The sequence below is a fragment of the Sinorhizobium sp. Y406 genome (assembly GCF_058732025.1).
Genome location: NZ_CM178974.1, coordinates 2553043 through 2570082, shown reverse-complemented (window position 1 = coordinate 2570082; position 17040 = coordinate 2553043). Strand labels below are relative to the sequence as shown.

The 17040-nt window shown below is 62.5% G+C and carries 16 protein-coding genes; 7 read left to right on the top strand and 9 right to left on the bottom strand.

The annotated features are described in order from the left end of the window. The first annotated feature begins 41 nt into the window (after window positions 1-41). The gene (gene hisC, locus AC4P1R_RS12330) at window positions 42-1148 is read left to right on the top strand and encodes a histidinol-phosphate transaminase (RefSeq protein ID WP_492177040.1); all 1107 of its coding nucleotides are present in this window, start codon (window positions 42-44) and stop codon (window positions 1146-1148) included. Beyond that, window positions 1145-2071 carry a prephenate/arogenate dehydrogenase family protein gene (locus AC4P1R_RS12325; RefSeq protein WP_069459251.1) on the top strand — a complete coding sequence of 309 codons (927 nt, stop codon included), beginning with the start codon at window positions 1145-1147 and terminating at the stop codon, window positions 2069-2071. Before hisC ends, AC4P1R_RS12325 begins: the two co-directional genes overlap by 4 nt. Before the next feature lie 58 nt (window positions 2072-2129). Here AC4P1R_RS12325 and AC4P1R_RS12320 read toward each other — a convergent pair whose 3' ends face one another. Continuing rightward, the gene (locus tag AC4P1R_RS12320) at window positions 2130-3143 is read right to left on the bottom strand and encodes a DUF2125 domain-containing protein (protein WP_069459321.1); all 1014 of its coding nucleotides are present in this window, start codon (window positions 3141-3143) and stop codon (window positions 2130-2132) included. A gap of 441 nt (window positions 3144-3584) precedes the next feature. On the opposite strand from AC4P1R_RS12320, the gene AC4P1R_RS12315 reads away from it, so the two are divergent. Continuing rightward, window positions 3585-4157: a gamma-glutamylcyclotransferase gene (locus AC4P1R_RS12315; protein WP_492177039.1), complete on the top strand. Its 573-nt coding sequence runs from the start codon at window positions 3585-3587 to the stop codon at window positions 4155-4157. Window positions 4158-4221: 64 nt separating this feature from the next. Here AC4P1R_RS12315 and AC4P1R_RS12310 read toward each other — a convergent pair whose 3' ends face one another. The 4 genes from AC4P1R_RS12310 to ftsE form a co-directional block, all read right to left on the bottom strand. Further along, window positions 4222-5001, bottom strand: a complete 780-nt coding sequence (locus AC4P1R_RS12310; RefSeq protein ID WP_069459253.1) for a lysophospholipid acyltransferase family protein — start codon at window positions 4999-5001, stop codon at window positions 4222-4224. A 78-nt stretch (window positions 5002-5079) separates the two neighbouring features. After that, window positions 5080-5775, bottom strand: coding sequence for a YdcF family protein (locus AC4P1R_RS12305; RefSeq protein ID WP_069459322.1), 696 nt, complete (start codon window positions 5773-5775; stop codon window positions 5080-5082). Window positions 5776-6149: 374 nt separating this feature from the next. Then, the gene (locus AC4P1R_RS12300; RefSeq protein ID WP_492177038.1) at window positions 6150-7157 is read right to left on the bottom strand and encodes a cell division protein FtsX; all 1008 of its coding nucleotides are present in this window, start codon (window positions 7155-7157) and stop codon (window positions 6150-6152) included. Then, entirely contained in the window at window positions 7150-7773 is a 624-nt protein-coding gene (ftsE, locus tag AC4P1R_RS12295; protein WP_245314655.1) for a cell division ATP-binding protein FtsE, read from the bottom strand. Before ftsE ends, AC4P1R_RS12300 begins: the two co-directional genes overlap by 8 nt. A 382-nt stretch (window positions 7774-8155) precedes the next feature. Between ftsE and AC4P1R_RS12290 the strand changes: the two genes are divergently transcribed. The 3 genes from AC4P1R_RS12290 to AC4P1R_RS12280 all read left to right on the top strand — a co-directional run bounded on the left by AC4P1R_RS12290 (window position 8156) and on the right by AC4P1R_RS12280 (window position 10087). Further along, window positions 8156-8812: a hypothetical protein gene (locus AC4P1R_RS12290; RefSeq protein WP_492177037.1), complete on the top strand. Its 657-nt coding sequence runs from the start codon at window positions 8156-8158 to the stop codon at window positions 8810-8812. A 120-nt stretch (window positions 8813-8932) separates the two neighbouring features. Further along, window positions 8933-9475, top strand: coding sequence for a hypoxanthine phosphoribosyltransferase (gene hpt / locus AC4P1R_RS12285; protein ID WP_069459257.1), 543 nt, complete (start codon window positions 8933-8935; stop codon window positions 9473-9475). 252 nt (window positions 9476-9727) lie between these two features. Further along, window positions 9728-10087: a response regulator gene (locus AC4P1R_RS12280; RefSeq protein WP_069459323.1), complete on the top strand. Its 360-nt coding sequence runs from the start codon at window positions 9728-9730 to the stop codon at window positions 10085-10087. Window positions 10088-10350: 263 nt separating this feature from the next. Here the strand turns inward: AC4P1R_RS12280 and AC4P1R_RS12275 are convergent, their stop codons facing one another. The 4 genes from AC4P1R_RS12275 to argH form a co-directional block, all read right to left on the bottom strand. Then, the gene (locus AC4P1R_RS12275; RefSeq protein WP_492177036.1) at window positions 10351-12963 is read right to left on the bottom strand and encodes a TIGR02302 family protein; all 2613 of its coding nucleotides are present in this window, start codon (window positions 12961-12963) and stop codon (window positions 10351-10353) included. Between the two features lie 331 nt (window positions 12964-13294). Beyond that, window positions 13295-14563 carry a diaminopimelate decarboxylase gene (gene lysA / locus AC4P1R_RS12270; RefSeq protein ID WP_492177035.1) on the bottom strand — a complete coding sequence of 423 codons (1269 nt, stop codon included), beginning with the start codon at window positions 14561-14563 and terminating at the stop codon, window positions 13295-13297. Window positions 14564-14577: 14 nt separating this feature from the next. Beyond that, a complete protein-coding gene (lptM, locus tag AC4P1R_RS12265; protein WP_069459260.1) occupies window positions 14578-14775 on the bottom strand; it encodes an LPS translocon maturation chaperone LptM in 198 nt (65 codons plus the stop codon). Window positions 14776-14931: 156 nt separating this feature from the next. Continuing rightward, window positions 14932-16335 (bottom strand): argininosuccinate lyase, encoded by a 1404-nt coding sequence (gene argH, locus AC4P1R_RS12260; RefSeq protein WP_069459261.1) that lies wholly within the window; start codon window positions 16333-16335, stop codon window positions 14932-14934. A gap of 25 nt (window positions 16336-16360) precedes the next feature. Between argH and tlpA the strand changes: the two genes are divergently transcribed. Continuing rightward, window positions 16361-17038 carry a thiol:disulfide interchange protein TlpA gene (tlpA, locus tag AC4P1R_RS12255; RefSeq protein ID WP_069459324.1) on the top strand — a complete coding sequence of 226 codons (678 nt, stop codon included), beginning with the start codon at window positions 16361-16363 and terminating at the stop codon, window positions 17036-17038. Window positions 17039-17040: the final 2 nt, after the last annotated feature.

Here is a 17040-nt window from a genome sequence, read left to right as displayed (position 1 = left end):
GCTATTGGCTGGACCTCATCTTTCCCGTGAAGGCCGAGCCGATGAACCTTGCTTTGAAGAACCCCGGGCCGCGCCCCGGTATCCTGGACATAGCCGCCTATGTTCCGGGCAAGGAGCATGCGCCGGGTGCGGTCAAGGTGCACAAGCTGTCGTCGAACGAAACGCCACTCGGTCCCAGCCCGCGCGCGATCGAGGCGTTCCAGAACGCCGCCTTCAATCTCGAGCGCTATCCCGACGGACGGGCATCGGCGCTCAAGGAAGCGATGGCTGAGGTCCACGGGCTGAATCCGGCGAATATCCTTTGCGGCAATGGTTCGGACGAGCTCCTCGGTCTGCTCTGCCACGCTTATATTGGTCCGGGTGACGAGGGCATCGTCACCGAGCACGGATTCCTGGTTTACAAGATCCAGATTATCGCGGCCGGCGGTACGGCGGTAACCGTCAAGGAGAAGGATGAGCGGGTCGACGTCGATCAGATCCTGGCAGCCGTCACGGAGCGCACCAGGATCGTCTTCATCGCCAACCCGGCGAACCCGACCGGCACCTACATTCCGGTCGACGAAATGCGGCGGCTGCAAGCGGGTCTTCCGGCAGACGTGTTGCTGGTGCTCGATGCAGCCTATGCCGAATATGTCCGGCGCAATGATTATGAAGCGGGGCTGGAACTGGTCTCGGCCAACCGCAATGTGGTGATGACGCGGACACTCTCGAAAATCTACGGTCTGGCGGGCCTGCGCATCGGCTGGATGTATGCGCCGCGTGCCGTGGTGGACGTGCTCGACCGCATACGTGGGCCATTCAACCTCAACGCGCCGGCTCTCGCCGCCGGCGCAGCGGCTGTTCGCGACCAGGCTTTCGCCGCCGCTGCGGTCGAGCACAATCTCGCCTGGCTCGCAAGGGTCGGCGAAGCACTGACGGCGATCGGTCTTCGGGTGACGCCGTCGGTTACAAATTTCCTGCTGATCCATTTCCCGGGCAGGGAAGGAAAGACCGCCGAGGCCGCCGATGCGTTCCTGACGGGGCGCGGCTTCATCCTGCGCGCCGTTGGCGCCTACGGTTTTCCAAATGCGCTTCGTATGACGATCGGCGCGCAGGAGGCGAACGAAGGCGTCATCGCGGCGCTGACCGAATTCATGGGACTGAAATGATGGCTCAGCAGTTCGAAACCATCGCGCTTGTCGGGATCGGCCTGATCGGCTCGTCGATCGCACGCGACATCAGGGAGAAGCAGCTCGCCGGCACCATCGTCGTTTCGACGCGCAGCGAAGCCACCCTGAAGCGTGCGGGCGAGCTTGGTCTTGGCGACCATTATGCGCTTTCGGCCGCCGAGGCGGTCAAGGATGCCGATCTCGTCATCGTCTCGGTGCCGGTCGGTGCTTCCGGGGCCGTGGCAGCGGAGATCGCGCCGCATTTGAAACCGGGCGCGATCGTTACCGACGTCGGCTCGACCAAGGGGTCGGTGATCGGGCAGATGGCCCCGCATCTGCCTAAGAGCGTGCACTTCATCCCCGGCCATCCGATCGCCGGCACGGAGCATTCCGGTCCGGATGCCGGCTTTGCGGGGCTTTTCCGCGGCCGCTGGTGCATTCTGACGCCGCCGGTAGGTGCGGACGAGGAAGCCGTGGCGCGGCTGCGGCTCTTCTGGGAAACGCTGGGTTCCATGGTCGAGGAAATGGACGCGGAGCATCACGACAAGGTGCTGGCCATCGTCTCGCATCTGCCGCACATCATCGCCTACAACATCGTCGGAACGGCCGACGATCTGGAAGCGGTCACCGCGTCCGAAGTGATCAAATATTCCGCCTCCGGCTTCCGCGATTTCACCCGCCTTGCGGCTTCGGACCCGACCATGTGGCGGGACGTCTGCCTGCACAACAAGGATGCCATTCTGGAAATGCTCGCGCGGTTCTCCGAGGATCTGGCTTCGCTGCAGCGTGCGATCCGCTGGGGCGACGGTGACAAGCTGTTCGATCTCTTCACCCGCACGCGGGCCATCCGTCGCTCGATCATCCAGGCCGGCCAGGACACGCCCATGCCGGACTTCGGCCGGCATGCCATGGATCAGAAATAGATGTCGGTTCCGATTTGAATGACTGCGGCGGCATCGCGGACGCTGCGGCGGCCCCCGCCTATAACGCCGGCAGCACCCCGAGGGGAACGAAGGCGAGGAAGGCGGTGCCGTCTCGTACATTGAGCTTGACGGTCGCCTTGTCCTTGCCGCCGGCAAGCGCCGTCAGCATATTGGCGACGTTGTTGATGAGATCCGTCTCCTCGGGAACGGCTTTCGACAGGCTGTCGCGCCAGGCGCCGATGCCCATCAGCGTGAGGGAGAACTCGCCGGAAATGAGCCCCTGCTCATTGACGGAAAAGGGGCCGGAAAGCTTGGCGCTCATTCCGTCCCCCAGGTCCAGCGCCAGCTGGCGCAGTTCGCCCGCCGTGCCGCGTAGCGCATGCGGCGAAAGCGAGGCCCCCAGGAGCCAATCGGCCTTTCCCGTCAATGTGAAATCCGCAGCGATATCGGCCGGCCGAGCGAGGCTCTGCCCATCCTCAGGGCGCAGGTCGAGCTTGTCGACGCTCAAGGCCGCATCGAGGTCGTCGCCGTTCTGGCGCAAATGCAGTTCCCCATGATTGGCGCCGAAGTTGAGGCCCTTTGCCGACAGCGGCGAGCGAACCGCGCCCGTCAGATTGTCATAGGCAAGCGAGGTGCGATCGACGCCGGTAAGCGTTGCCGCAAGACTTGCATGCAGCAGCGTCCAATCGGCCGAGATCGAAACGCCCGGCGAGACGCGGATTTCCGCCGGCCCATCGAGTTCGATCACGGCGCGGCCGGGCTGGTAGACCTGTGCGGCGGACCTCAGCGCCCCGAAGGAGGCGGAGGCGCCATAGCGGGCGTCGTCGAGGCGAACTTTTTCGCAGAAGAGGCCGATTCGAAATGGAAAGCCGCGCACCTCCATATCCCCGCATTCGGCGCCAAGGCCGGCCTTCCGCTTCTCTGCAAGATAGGCCGGCAGGCGCTTTTCGATCTGATCCGCCGCGAGGAACCAGCCACCCGAATAGAGGCTGGTGACCAGCACGACGCCCGCCGCAAGCCAGAGTAACTTCCTGCCGGCACGTGATCCCTTGTCGACCTCGGTCATCGTCATGATACTCGCATGCTCCAATTGCTTCGGCGGAAGCTGCATTTCTTTGGCCGCTTCCGGTCCCGCAAACTGATTTTTCCTCCGGTGCAGCAGGCGGCTTTCTCTTCAGCCCGCATGCATCTTACTGCATGTCTCCTTTAATCGACCTCGATTAAAGGACAAAGACATGCAGCAATTCTAAGTGCTACAGCGACCTTTGCGCGTCCAACAAGACGCGCGGCGCTGTAGAGAATTGGGGCGAAAGAAGGTGGAAACCGCTTCACACCTTCCATCATCCCGCTCTAAAAGACCCATTACAGCGCCGCGTCCTATCAGACGCGCAAAGATTGCTGTAGCACTTTGGATTGCTGCATGCCTTCGTCGACAAATCGAGGGCGATTAAGGAGACATGCGGCCGGCCGTCGCTCACCTCGACGCCTTTTTCGGGGCCGGCGGCACTGGTGAATGGCAGTGGATATGGACGAATTTTGGGTCTTTGGCTACGGATCGTTGATGTGGAATCCGGGCTTCCGCTTCGAGGAGAAGTGGACCGCCCGCGCTTTCGGCTATCGCCGCTCCCTATGCGTGCATTCCTGGGTGCACCGTGGCACCGAACAGCGACCGGGCCTGGTGCTCGGCCTCGACTATGGCGGCTCCTGCATCGGCACTGCCTTTCGCATCGCGCTCCCCGATAGAGCGGAGGTGATCGATTATCTGCGCGAACGGGAGCTGGTAACCCGCGTCTACAAGGAAAGGGTCATGCCGGTGCAACTCATGGACGGGCGTCGCGTGCCGGCGCTTGCCTATGTGGTGGACCGCGATCACGCGCAATATGCCGGCGGTCGGACACCGGCGGAGGCGGCGGCAACGGTCGCCGTCGCGTTCGGCAGGTCGGGTCCGAACAGCGAATACGTGCTCAATACACTGGCCCATCTGCGGGAGATGGGCATCCGCGACCAGTGGCTCGAAGAGGTCGCCGCCGACCTCTCGAACGGAGTCCTTTCGCAAAGCACGACGCGTAAACTCAAAGAGACATAGTTCTTTGTACGTCTGAAAGGACGCGCGGCGCTGCATAGGAATTCGGCGCTGCCATGCCTCTCTCTCAGGCGCTAAGCTCGCTCAGCCGCCGTTTGGCCGTAGCCGGGAGCGGCACATGCGGATTGTTCCGGACCGTCTCGACGAGAAGCTCGTCGCTGGCGGCTTCGGTGACTTCCACGAGCTTCTTGAGGAAGGCATCCGGGTCCATGCCGGGCTCGATCGGCGGCAGGATACGCACCTTGAAATGGCCGGGGAAGCGCAGGAATTTGCGCCTCGGCCAGAACAGGCCCGGATGCATGGCGATGGGGACGACCGGCACCTGCAGGTCCCGATAGAGCCGAGCGATCCCGAACTTATATTCCGGCGGTGCCCCCGGCGGGCGGCGCGTTCCTTCCGGGTAGATGATCAACTGACGCCCGGTTGCCAATTCCCGTTTGGTGCGCTCCATCACGGCGGACATGGCCTTGCCCCGCGCGGCACGATTTACCGGCACCATGCGCTGCTTGATGACGTACCAGCCGAAGAGCGGTATCCAGGTGAGCTCGCGCTTCAGGATGTAGAACGGATCATCGAGCCAGGGCAGAAGCGCGTAGGTGTCCCAAAAAGACTGGTGCTTCGGCGCGAATATGTAGGAGCCCATTGGAATGTTTTCCAGGCCCTCGATCTCGAAGGTCGTGCCGACAATCTTCTCCATTAGCCAGTGATTGCTGCGCACCCAGTTCTTCGGCACGATCCAGGATGCCTTGCGCGGCAAGAGGAAATAGACCGGCGTCATCACGATCATCTGCGCGATCAGATTGGCGTAGAAGACCAGATTGAAGAGGATCGAACGCAGGATGATCATCAGGCAGTCTCTCGTGCGGATGCAAGGCTTTCGGCCGCTGCCTACACGAAACCCGCTCGAAGGAAAACTGTTCTTTGGCTATTCGGTCGGCGTTCCCTGAGAGGAGGCGGTCCTGGGCTGGTGTTCGGAATGGGAACCGGCCAGGTCCCGCAGCGACGCAATGGAGTATTTGGCGTATTCGAGCAATATGGCCTTCAGGAATAGCGGATTGCGCAGCCAGTTGCTCGACTTCAGATCGGAGTTGACGACCGGATAGGCAATGAACTCCGTTTCCGGCCGGGCACGGCGCAATTCAAGCAGGCTGCGGGGCATGTGATAATTGTTGGTGACGACGAGAACGCTCCGGTAACCGCGATCGAGAATCCACTGGGAGGCTTCGGTCGCATTGCCCGTCGTGTCGATCGCCTGGTGCCCGATATCCACGCAGCATTTGAAGAGAGCGGTCGAGCTCTGCGTGTTGCGGCGGATCTGGCTCCCGGTCGTCGCGGGGTGAACGCCGGAGATGAGAAGCCGTTTGCCGGCGCCGGTCTTCAAGAGTTCGACCCCTTGGTCGATCCGCTGGAAACCGCCGGTAAGGACGATGATTGCATCGGCCTTGGGCGCTAGCGGGGGCTGCAGCGAGGCGACGGTGTCGGCAAATTGCAGAAAGCCGGCAATGAAGAGGCCGAGGAAGGAAACCAGGACGAAAAAGCTTCGGCGCAGAATCCTCCGCAGCAGGCTGCGGGACCGGCGGCGGTGTGCTGCCCTGTCTCGCCATTTGCCTTTGTCGGCCATTCGGTTCCCGCGAAGCTCCTCAACCATTGTGATTCTCTCACATAGCCGCCCTTTACGGCAGGGAATAGATCAAACGCGGGCGAATCACCGCTCCAACGAGCTCCATACTGCCAGGGCCAAGAGCGCCTCGCGATCAAACGTACTTGTGCGACGCGCTTCAAGTCTTGTTTGTGCATCTCGTCGCCCCAAACCGCCGTGAATTTTGGGGTGACGCCATTGCAGCGCTGCGCGTCTCTTCAGAGGCGCAAAGGCCGCTGTCAATCTGCGCATCGAGCTTTCCGTCAATCGGGTCCGATTTTATGGGCCGATGCGCGAAGCAGACATTCACGGGTCTACCAAGGAAAAGTGATGGGGTACAGCTTTGCGGAACCTGCTCAGCCCTGGAAGGTATCGGTCCGCCCGGGGTCCGACCGGATCAGGTCGATTTCGTAGATGGTCCGCATGACGGTGAGCCGTGCCGTCAGCGTCGTCAACAAGGCGATGACGAGAATAATCGCGAAGATGCCGAGATAGCCGGTATAGCCGATCGAGAATGTGCCGAAGAGGGCGGTCGCCTGATCGGTTTCGGGGGTGGCGAGGGTCTGCGATTGCCAGAAGCTGGCGATTGCGAAGGAGAGGGCTGCGAGAAGCCCGCCGGCGCCGGCGCCCTTCAGGCTGATCCTCAAAAAGTGCTTCTGGAATTCGGAGGCGACGAAGCCGGCTTCCGCGCCTACGAAATGCAGGACCTCGACGATGTGGCGATTTCCGGAAAGCGCGCCGCGCGTCGCGAAGACGACCGTCAGCACCATCGCCGAGAAGACGAGCGTCAGGACGCCGCTGCCGATCATTGCGGTGGTGTTCGCCATCGTTACCAGGCGGTCGACCCAGGTGCGGTGATCGTCGAGGAAGGCCTGCGGTATCATCTCCGTCAGCGCCTGGCGCATGGCGGCGAAATCCGGCGGATTGTTCTCGTCGATCGTGATCACCACCAGTCGCGGTACCGGCAGTTCGTCGAGGTCGAGACCGCCGCCGAGCCAGGGCTCCAGGAGCCGCGCCGTCGCAGCGCGGTCGATGATCGACCCGCCCGTCGTGCCGGAGAAGGTCAATGCGAGATCGCGTGCGTCGGCAAGCGCCTTCTCCATGTCGAGATTGTCGTCCGGCTTGATCTGGATGGTGATTTCCCGGGAGATCTGCGATTGCCAGCTTTGCGCCGTCGCCCGCACCATGCTGACGCCGCCGAGCGTCAGGCAGGCGAGGAAGGACATGATGGCAATGACGCACATCAGCGCATTGCCGGAAACATTGGCCGAGGGGACGATAGGTCCGGTGGGGCGCACACGCATCTCGGCGCGACGCTGCGGCTGCGGCGGATCTGCTTCACGGCGGGGGCGCTGCTCATTCATAGATGTCGAGCCGCCCCTGTGACAAGATCATGCGTCTGGCCTCGACCTGATCCATCAGCGACAGGTCGTGGGTGGCGATCACCACCGCGGTCCCGAGCCGGTTCAGTTCGAGGAACAGGTTCAGGAGCCGGCGTGCCATCGGCGGATCGACATTTCCGGTCGGCTCATCGGCCAGCAGGATTTCCGGCCGGTCGATCAGGGCCCGCGCGATCGCGGCGCGCTGCTTCTCGCCGCCGGAAAGCACCGGTGGCAGTACATTGATGCGTTCGCCGAGGCCGACCCATTTCAAGAGCTCCAGCACGTCGGAGCGGTAGGCGGACTCGTCCTTCCCCCGCACCCTCAGCGGCAGAGCGACATTCTCGTAGGTCGTCAGATGATCGAGCAAACGGAAGTCCTGGAAAACGATGCCGACACGGCGACGCAGCATCGGGAATTCCTCGCGTGGGATGGAGGAAATGTTGCGATCGAACATACGAATGAGACCGCGCGTCGGCTTTAACGAGAGGAAGAGCAGGCGAAGCAGCGTCGTTTTGCCCGCCCCGGAGGGCCCCGTCAGGAACTGAAAGGACCGGCGCGGAATATCGAAGGTCAAGTCCCGGAGGATTTCCGGTCCCATGCCATAGCGCAGTCCGACATTTTCGAAATGAATCAACGGGACATCCCAGTCTCTCGTCACGACCTGATATCCGCGGCTACTCGGTCGGAACGGCGGCGTCACGTCCGCTGCACGTTTCGGGTCCCCAAATGGAGATCAGGACCATGCAGTAGGACAGCGCGCCTGCCAGTGCAAAACCGAGGGCCGCATCATGGTTAAACGGCCGTTAATTTTCCATGAAAAGGCGCCGCTTTCGCGGCTCCTTTCCGAAACATTAACCATTTCCGTTTACGTGTCGTCAGGGTTTCATGCAATGCTTTGTTTCCTGAGGGGCCTGGGCATTTGCCGGAGCGAAACCATGGCGCGCTTCATCAGAGGCGCGGCGCTGCGACGGGAGAGCGCCATGAAGTCATTTCGCACGAAGACCGCCGCCGGTATCGACCTGCTTCCACCGGAGCGAGGGCCGCGCTCGGCTGCGGCTGCGACCAGGCGACTAGAATATATCGACGTCGAGTTCGAGACGTTGGCGCCAGGGCCGAGGCGGAGCGCCTATCCGGTCTACAACGACAACCGAAGGGCGGCAACTCGCCCTCTGTCGCACCCGACGACGGTGACGGCAGAAAGCTTGCCGCACCGAATCATGTCTCTTGCCGAGACGAAACTCGACGCGATGCCGGCGCGGCGTTTCGCGGGCCTCGTCCTCGCTCTCGGCGTGGCCGCGTTCCTGACAATTGCCGGGCTCGGCCGCCAGGATGAGGCCGACGCGCATCCGCTGGCGATCGCAGGCATTACCACGGCTCTCGGCGACGCCGGCGGCATGCGCGTTCTCTCCGTCTACGCCACGATCGACAACCGTTCAGGCAGCGAACAGCAGGTGCCGCCTCTCGTCGTCGATGTGCTCAGCAACGGGCGCAAGGTGACGGCGACGCGGCTCATGCCCGAGAGTTCGGCTTTGGCGCCGGGCGAAAGTCGCCACTTCGTCGCCCGGCTGCCCTATGCGGGTGGAAAAATGCCTGAGGTGAGTGTTTCGTTTGCCGAAAGCCGTGCCTCTTCCCGCTGATTGTGGTATTCGGCGCTTGAAAGCGGAACAGGAGAGGCCCCGAGCGTTCTTTCGCATGTGTTCCCTTACCACATGAAATGGGAAGGCTGGTGTTCTTCCTGGCAAACCGGAGAAGCCTGCATGCCCGTCGTTCGCGGTAAGACTATCGAGGTTCTTTACAGTGCGGAGTTGATTGCCAAGCGCAACAGGGAGATGGCCGATGAGATCATGCGCGGGCCGCACAAGGACCTGCTCGTCATCTCCATTCTCAAGGGCTCGTTCATCTTTGCCGCCGACCTTATTCGCGCCATGCACGACGCCGGCCTGGCGCCGGAGGTCGAATTCATCACGCTTTCGAGCTACGGCACAGGGACCGAGTCGAGAGGTGTCAAGATTACCAAAGACATCGACAGCGACGTGCACGACCGTGACGTGCTGCTGATCGACGACATTCTCGAATCCGGTCGCACGCTGCGTTTTGCCAAGGACCTGCTTTTTGAGCGTGGTGCCCGCAACGTGACGGTGGCGGTGCTGCTCGACAAGCGCTCAAAACGTAAGCTCGACCTGGAGGCGGACTATGTCGGCTTCGAATGCCCGGACCATTTTGTGGTCGGCTACGGCATGGATGCCGCCTATGCTTTCCGCGAACTGCCATTCGTCGGCGTCGTCACCGGCGACGCGTAGGTATATAGCCTGCTGCGTCTCTTGTTCGCGTTCTCGATCTGCACGGCATTGCCCAAAAACCGCTGAACTGTTGGGCGACAGCGCATTATTCGCCGACTAGAGACAACCGAACCGAACGCGTTTACCGAAAGCAAACGAAAAGCTGTTTGTTTGGAGCTGCGTGGCGGCTGTCTCCGACCGGTCGGTCATGCTTAGCTTCAATGGCATAGGGCGTTCCTCAGCGTTCTATGAGAGCGAATACGGGAGGCCATGATGGCGAGAATCCTGATTACCGAGGATGAGGACGCCTTGCGCTCATTCGTTGCGAGGGCCCTGCGACTGGATGGGCACGAAACGGTGGAAGCGGGGGATGGAGCCGACGGGCTCGCCCGCCTCAATGACCAGCCGTTCGATCTCCTGCTTTCCGATATCCGCATGCCCGTTATGGACGGAATTGAGCTGACCCATCAGGCCGCTTCCGCCTTTCCCCAGTTGAAGATATTGTTGATGACGGGCTATGCGGAGCAACGCGAACGCACCGACGACCTTTCCGGCAAGGTGGTGGACGTCATTTCCAAGCCGTTCACGCTACCCGACATCCGCAAGGCGGTTGCCCAGGCGTTGGCGGCCTGACGCGCTCTCGCCTTCGCAACGAACGGTGTCGCCTACGGCGCCGCGCTCCTATCGGGTGCGCAAAGGTCGCTGTAGCGCTTGCATGTCTTTGTCCTTAAGTCGATCTCGATTTAAGGACACATGCGTGTAGCGCATCGGCCCGAAGACCGGGCGGGATTTCGGAAAGCACGGCGCGCAGGTTCAAAGAGTCATTTTTGCGCAAGGACGTACGGCGCTTGAAGTGGATTCAATGCGGCGCGATCCGCTGACCGGGGTGCAAATCGTCAGCGCAAGTCAAGCAGGCGCTCGAGATATTGCCGCTCCAGCTCCGGCGACAGATTGTCGCCGAGCTTGCGTCTGATCGCGTCGAGGATCTGCCGGGCTCGCTGGGTGTCGATCTCGTCCGGCACCTGCACCCGGTCGTCGAAATAAGGGCCGGCGTTCTGGTGGCGTCGCCCGAGCGGGTCGCGCCCGCTCTGGCCATATTGCGGCATGCCCATTCCCGGCCCCTGCTGCTGACCCTGTGCCTGCATCTGGCTCATCATATCCTGGGCGCCTTCGCGCAGCGCCTGCAAAGCCCGTCCCTGGCTGCCGACGGCGCGCTCTCCCTGGCCTTCGCCCAGGGCGCCGGCCGCATCCCCCATTTCCTTCTGTGCCTCGCCGAAGCCCTTGCCGGGTTTGATCCCGAGGTCCTCGAGGCCCTTCTGAAGCTCGCCCAGCTGTTTACCGAGGCCCTCCTGTTGCTGCTTCAGCTGCTTGAGCGCCTCCCTCAACTCATCGGCAGTCATGCCGTCGAGCGGATTCGTCTGGTCGTTTGGATCGCTGCCCTGTCCCGGATCCTGGGGCATGTCCTGGCCGAAGAGCTCGTTGTCCTCTCCCTGGAGCGGATCGCCACGCTGCATTCGGTCGCGCAGGGCCTGATCCAGCTTGAACGTCTCGTCCATCAATTGTTGCTGTTGTTGCATCAGCTGGCCGAGCTTGTCCATCTGCTGGCGCATCGCATTGTTCTCGCCCATCTGCTGCATCATGCGGCCGGACGGCAGATTGCTCATCATCCGCTGCAGTTCTGACAGGAGCTGACGGGCCTCGTCGCGTGCGCCGGAGCGCGCAAGATTTTCGATCTGGTCCATCAGCCGCTCGAGATCCTGCTGGCGCATCACATTGTTCATGTCGAAATTGCCGGCCACCGGCGGGTTCTTCGCCAGCTGCTCGGCAAGCGCCTGCATATAGTCCTGCATCGCCTCTCGCAATTCCTGCATCAGCTTGGCGATTTCCTCGTCGGGGGCATTGCGATCGAGTGCGTCGGAAAGAGCCTGTTGTGCGTCGCGCAGCCGCCGTTCGGCCAGCGACAGGTCGCCGTCCTCGATGCCGAGCGCGATCTCCCAAAGGTGGTCGGCGGCATCTCGCAGCATGTCGTCGTTGCGCGCGAGCTGCATGCGCGTCCTTGCCGATTGCAGCAACAGGAAATGCGTCAGATTTGGAATCGTCACTTCCGGATAGAGCATCAGCGCTTCGTTCAGTTCGATCGAACGCGGCAGCCGGTTGGCGTCAAGCGCGAAGATTTGCCGCTGCTCGGCGACGGACGCCGCGAGTGGGTCGAAAAAGCGACGTGCCGGCAGCACCATTTCCTCAGGCACGCTCCGTCCCTCCTGGCCGGCCGCATCACGCGCAACGAGCGTGATTTCGACGCGCTTGCCCGAGAGAGGATGTTCGCTGAGGTTGCGGTTCGTCGTGCCCTTGGCCTCACGGGCGTTGCGACGCGGCAGATCGAGGCGGTATTCGGGCAGCGGATACAGCGGACGGGCATTCTTCGCCGGTTCTTCCAGCGGCTTGATTTCGGCCCAGGCCTGCGAGATTCCGTAGTCGTCATGGGCGAGGAAGCTGATTTCCAGCGATCCGTTCGCCATTGGGCGGGGCGGATCGGCGAAAGCGATGTCCGGCACGCTGTCGGGGGTGATCCTAAAATTCCAGCTCTTGTCGGCGACGCTAAGGGTGCCGTCCCGCGTGATCTTGTAGAGAAAGTTGCGCGCGCCCTTCGGCGACCCGTCGGCGGACTGCGCCTTTGGTTGCGAATCTGGCTTCCCCTCGGAAGCGGGAATGATCGTCGACTCCGACTTATGGGCTTCGCTGTAGCTGACCTCGGTCTCCTCGGCGGTGCCGGTTATTCGAACCGTCAGGTCGCTGAACTGCGGGATAGTGATCGGTGCATTCTCCTCGTCCGTGGCCGCCATATCCTGACGGCCGGTCAGGAAGAGCGGTGCACGCCCGGTATAGGCGGGCGGCGTCACCCAGGCATCGATCCGGATATCAGGAGCTATTGACTGCTGCTCGGGCAAGTGGAAGGCATCCGAGATCAATCCCGCGCGGTTGGAGTAGGAGTAGGCGAAGGCGATGCAGGCGATCAGGATCGGCACGGCCCTCACGGCAAAGGGGTCGTGTCGCGCGACGTCGGGGCGCGGCATGCCGGTGCCGAGACCGCGGACGAGCCGAGCCATGCGCGCCTGGTGCTCGCGCCAGAGCGCCGCGCCAATCAGACCATGCGTCGCCGGTATGTCGTCCTGTACTCGTATCGCCTGGTGAGGCAGTCGGTTGCGCTCTTCCAGCATCCGGTCGGCATCTGTGATCTCCGGCCAGCGAATGCGGGTGAGCGGCAGGAGGGTCAGGAACAGCCCGGCGACGAAGCCGAGCAGCACCAGCACATGCAACCATAACGGAGCAACACGAAAGAAGCCAAGCCAGGCAGCCGAGAGGAAGAGGAGCACGAACGAGAGCGGGGCGAGGGTGCGCGGCAGCACCGCCTCGATTACCAGCACCAGTTGCGCCAGCAATCGCTTTGCCGCCAGCATTTTGACGAACGACCGCGGTCGTGGCGTGTCATCCTGCCGGAACTGCGTCATCCGCTTCGTTTCCCTACAGTGCCGTGCGTCCTTCAGGATGCACAATGGACTCTGTAACTCATTCAATCTCCGCCTCGTGCTTTCCGAAAATCGTGCCGTATTTTCGGAAAGCACGAGGCGCTAGGAGTCCCGTCGACTGCTGGCAACGGTTAACGGCAGGATAACATTGTTTGTGGCGAAGACGAGGGCGGCGTCGAAAAAGAAAACGTGATCGCCGACCGGGTTCGTCACCCTGCTGCAGTCTCCCCAAAAATAGACCTCGACTCGAGCACGCAGCACTTAAGTGCTGCAGCGACCTTTGCGCGTTCGATACACGCGGCGCCGTAGCGGCTCATTCGAGCCAGTCCGGCACTGAATCGAGACCGAGCAGGTCTTCATAGCTCCTGCGTTGTCGGACGACGTGGAAGCGGTCGCCCTTGACGAGCACCTCCGGCACGAGAGGGCGGCTGTTGTAGGTGCTTGCCTGGACCGCGCCATAGGCGCCTGCCGAGCCGATCGCGAAGAGATCGCCCGGTTTGGGCATCGCCATTTCCCGATCGAGCGCCAGATAGTCGCCCGTCTCGCAGACCGGACCGACCACATCGGCCTTGATGCGCGGCGCGTTGGCCGCCGAGATCTTGACCGGACGCACCTCGTGATAGGCTTCATACAGCGTCGGGCGGATCAGGTCGTTCATGGCGGCATCGACGATCACGAAAGTCTTCTCGCCGCCATCCTTCACATAGATCACTTCGGTGACCAGAATGCCGGCATTGCCGACGATCAGGCGCCCGGGTTCGGTGACGATCTTGCAATCGAGATCCTTCAGCTGGTTCTTGACGATCTCCGCATAGGCGTCGGGCAGGGGCGGCGGACTGTTGTCTTGCCGATAGGGAATGCCGAGGCCGCCGCCGATGTCGACGTGATCGATCAGATGGCCGTCGGACCGCAGCGTGTCGACCAACTCGCGCAGGAGCTTGAAAGCATCGTCGAAGGGCTGCAGTTCGGTGATCTGGCTGCCGATATGCATGTCGATGCCGGTTACCTTGATGCCCGGAAGCGTCGCGGCATGCGCGTAGACGCTGCGCGCCCGTTCCCAGGAGATGCCGAACTTGTTTTCCTTCTTGCCGGTCGAGATCTTCGCATGCGTGCGGGCGTCGACATCGGGATTGATGCGGAAAGAGACGTGGGCCTGCTTGCCGGCGCGCACGGCCCGCTGATTGAGGACCTCGAGTTCGGGCTCCGACTCGACATTGAAGCAGTAGATGCCCGCTTCGAGCGCGAAATCCATCTCGCGCGGCGTCTTGCCGACCCCGGAGAACATGATACGGCTTGCCGGGATACCGGCGGCGAGCGCCCGACGCAACTCGCCTTCAGAGACAACGTCAATGCCGGCGCCGAGCTGGCCGAGCGTCTTCAGCACGGCCTGATTGGAATTGGCCTTCATCGCATAGCAGACCATGGCGTCGACGTCGGCGAAAGCATCGGAAAAGACACGGTAGTGCCGTTCCAGCGTCGCAGTGGAGTAGCAGTAGAACGGCGTGCCGACGGCGCGCGCGATGTCCGTCACCGGTACGTCCTCGGCGTAAAGGATTCCGTCGCGATATTCGAAGTGGTTCACGGCAATTGCTCGTCTTAGAGGAGGGGATCAAGCAGGAATGGACGGTCTGCGGCCGTTTGCTGCGGCTTGGCTGTGCCGGCGGGCGCTGTGGTGTTGATCGACGCGGCTCCCGGGCGCTCGAGATCACCCTTGCGGCCGCAACCGGTGAGAACCAAACCCGGGATTGCCAGGAGAAGCACAAGCCGGGCGGCCTTCGTGAATGTCATCGTCATTTTCCTTCGCCGACGCTGAAGCCGATTGATCACAGAGCGTCAGCGGGCGTGGGCCGCGCGGATTTGCCGTTGCGCTCTGGTGCGATCTCTTATCGGTTTTTCAGCGGCTTGTGCACCCTGTTTCTCTGTTGCTGGCGCCGCGCCTAGGTCCTGACCCTAATTGCGCGTCCGCCACCAGGCGATCTGCTTGCGAACCTCGGCCGGTGCCGTGCCGCCGAAGCTGGTGCGGCTTGCGACCGAGGCTTCGACGGTCAGTACGTCGTACACCTTGTCGGTGATCGCCGGATTGATCGCCTGGAGGTCGGCAAGCGCGAGATCGGCGAGCTCGCAGCCCTTTTCTTCAGCGAGCGCGACGGCGCGCCCGGTCACGTGATGAGCGTCTCGGAAGGGCAGGCCCGCCTCGCGCACCAGCCAGTCGGCGAGATCGGTGGCGGTCGAATAGCCGGATCCGGCGGCGGCCTTCATCCGGTCGGTCCGTACGGTCATGTCCCGGACCATGCCGGTCATCGCCGCGATCGCAAGTTCCAGGCTCTCGGCCGCGTCGAAAACCTGTTCCTTATCTTCCTGCATGTCCTTCGAATAGGCGAGCGGCAAGCCCTTCATCACCGTCAGGAGGGCGATCAGCGAGCCGTTGATGCGGCCGGTCTTGGCGCGCACGAGCTCGGCGGCATCAGGATTCTTCTTCTGCGGCATGATCGATGAGCCGGTCGAGAAGGCATCGGACAAGCGGATGAAGCCGAATTGCGGCGTCGACCAGATAACGATCTCTTCCGCAAGGCGCGACAAATGCGTTGCAGCGATCGCCGCGATCGACAGGAACTCCAGCGCGAAATCGCGGTCGGAGACCGTGTCGATCGAGTTGCGGGTCGGCTCGCGGAAGCCAAGCGCGCGCGCCGTCATGTGGCGGTCGACCGGGAAGCCGGTGCCGGCAAGCGCCGCCGCGCCGATCGGGCTTTCATCCATGTGCTCGATCGCGTGGCGCACGCGCGCGCGGTCGCGGCCAAACATCTCGACATAGGCCATGCAGTGATGGCCGAAGGTCACCGGCTGCGCGGTCTGCAGATGGGTAAAGCCCGGCATCACCGTCTCGGCATGCTCCTCGGCGCGATCGAGGAAGGCGGCGATCAGCGTCGTCAGGGCCTTCTCCGTCTTCTGCAGCTCTTCCTTCACCCAGAGGCGGAAATCGAGCGCGACCTGGTCATTGCGCGAGCGCGCCGTATGCAGACGCCCGGCCGGAGGGCCGATCAGCGCCGCAAGCCGCGCCTCGATGTTCATGTGGATGTCCTCGAGACGGCGCGAAAACTCGAAGCTGCCGCTTTCGATCTCTGACAGGATCGTGTTGAGCCCGTGAACGATCTTGTCTTTATCGTCGGCCGAAATGATGCCCTGATGCGCCAGCATAGTCGCGTGCGCTATTGAGCCGCGGATGTCCTGGGCATAGAGCTTCTTGTCGAAGCCGATCGAGGCATTTATTTCCTCCATGATCGCGTCCGGACCCGAGGCGAAGCGTCCGCCCCACATCTGGTTGGAGGATTTCGTCTCGGAACTGCCGTCAGCCATGAGGATGCCCGCCTTGGAGAATGAGATGCCAGACCAGAAGAAGCGTCCTCCGGCCCTGAAGTTGTTCGCGCTCGCCGCCCTTTTCGGCGTGATCGCCGGTGCGGCTGCGGTATACGTGAAGGAGACCGGGTCTGGCAATGCCGGGGCGGCGCAAACCGCGGCAAGCGCCAGTTGCCCGCTTGCCGCCGAGAAGGTCGCCGCGGCGACGCCGCTGATGCGCGGCCAGGTCGCGGCGATGACGCCGGCCGCCAATCCGCACCCGATCAGCGAACTCAGCTTCGTCGGAACGGACGGAAAACCGCTGACGCTCGCCTCCTTTGCCGGCAAGACCCTGCTCGTCAACCTGTGGGCGACCTGGTGCCTGCCCTGCCGGGAAGAAATGCCGGCGCTCAATACCCTGCAAAAGGGGCTCGGCGGGGACCGTTTCGAGGTCGTCGCCATCAATATCGATACCGGCGACGACGAGAAGCCGAAGGCCTTCCTCGACGAAATCGCCGTTCACGACCTTAGCTATTACCGCGACAGTTCGATGGGCGTGTTCAACACGCTGAAGAAGGAAGGCCTTGCCTTCGGCCTGCCCGCCACCCTGTTGATCGACGAGAAGGGCTGCCTGATCGGTTCGATGAACGGACCTGCCGCCTGGGACAGCGAGGACGCCAAGCGCCTCATCGAGGCGACGCTTGGCGTCCCTGCAGCCGGTTGATG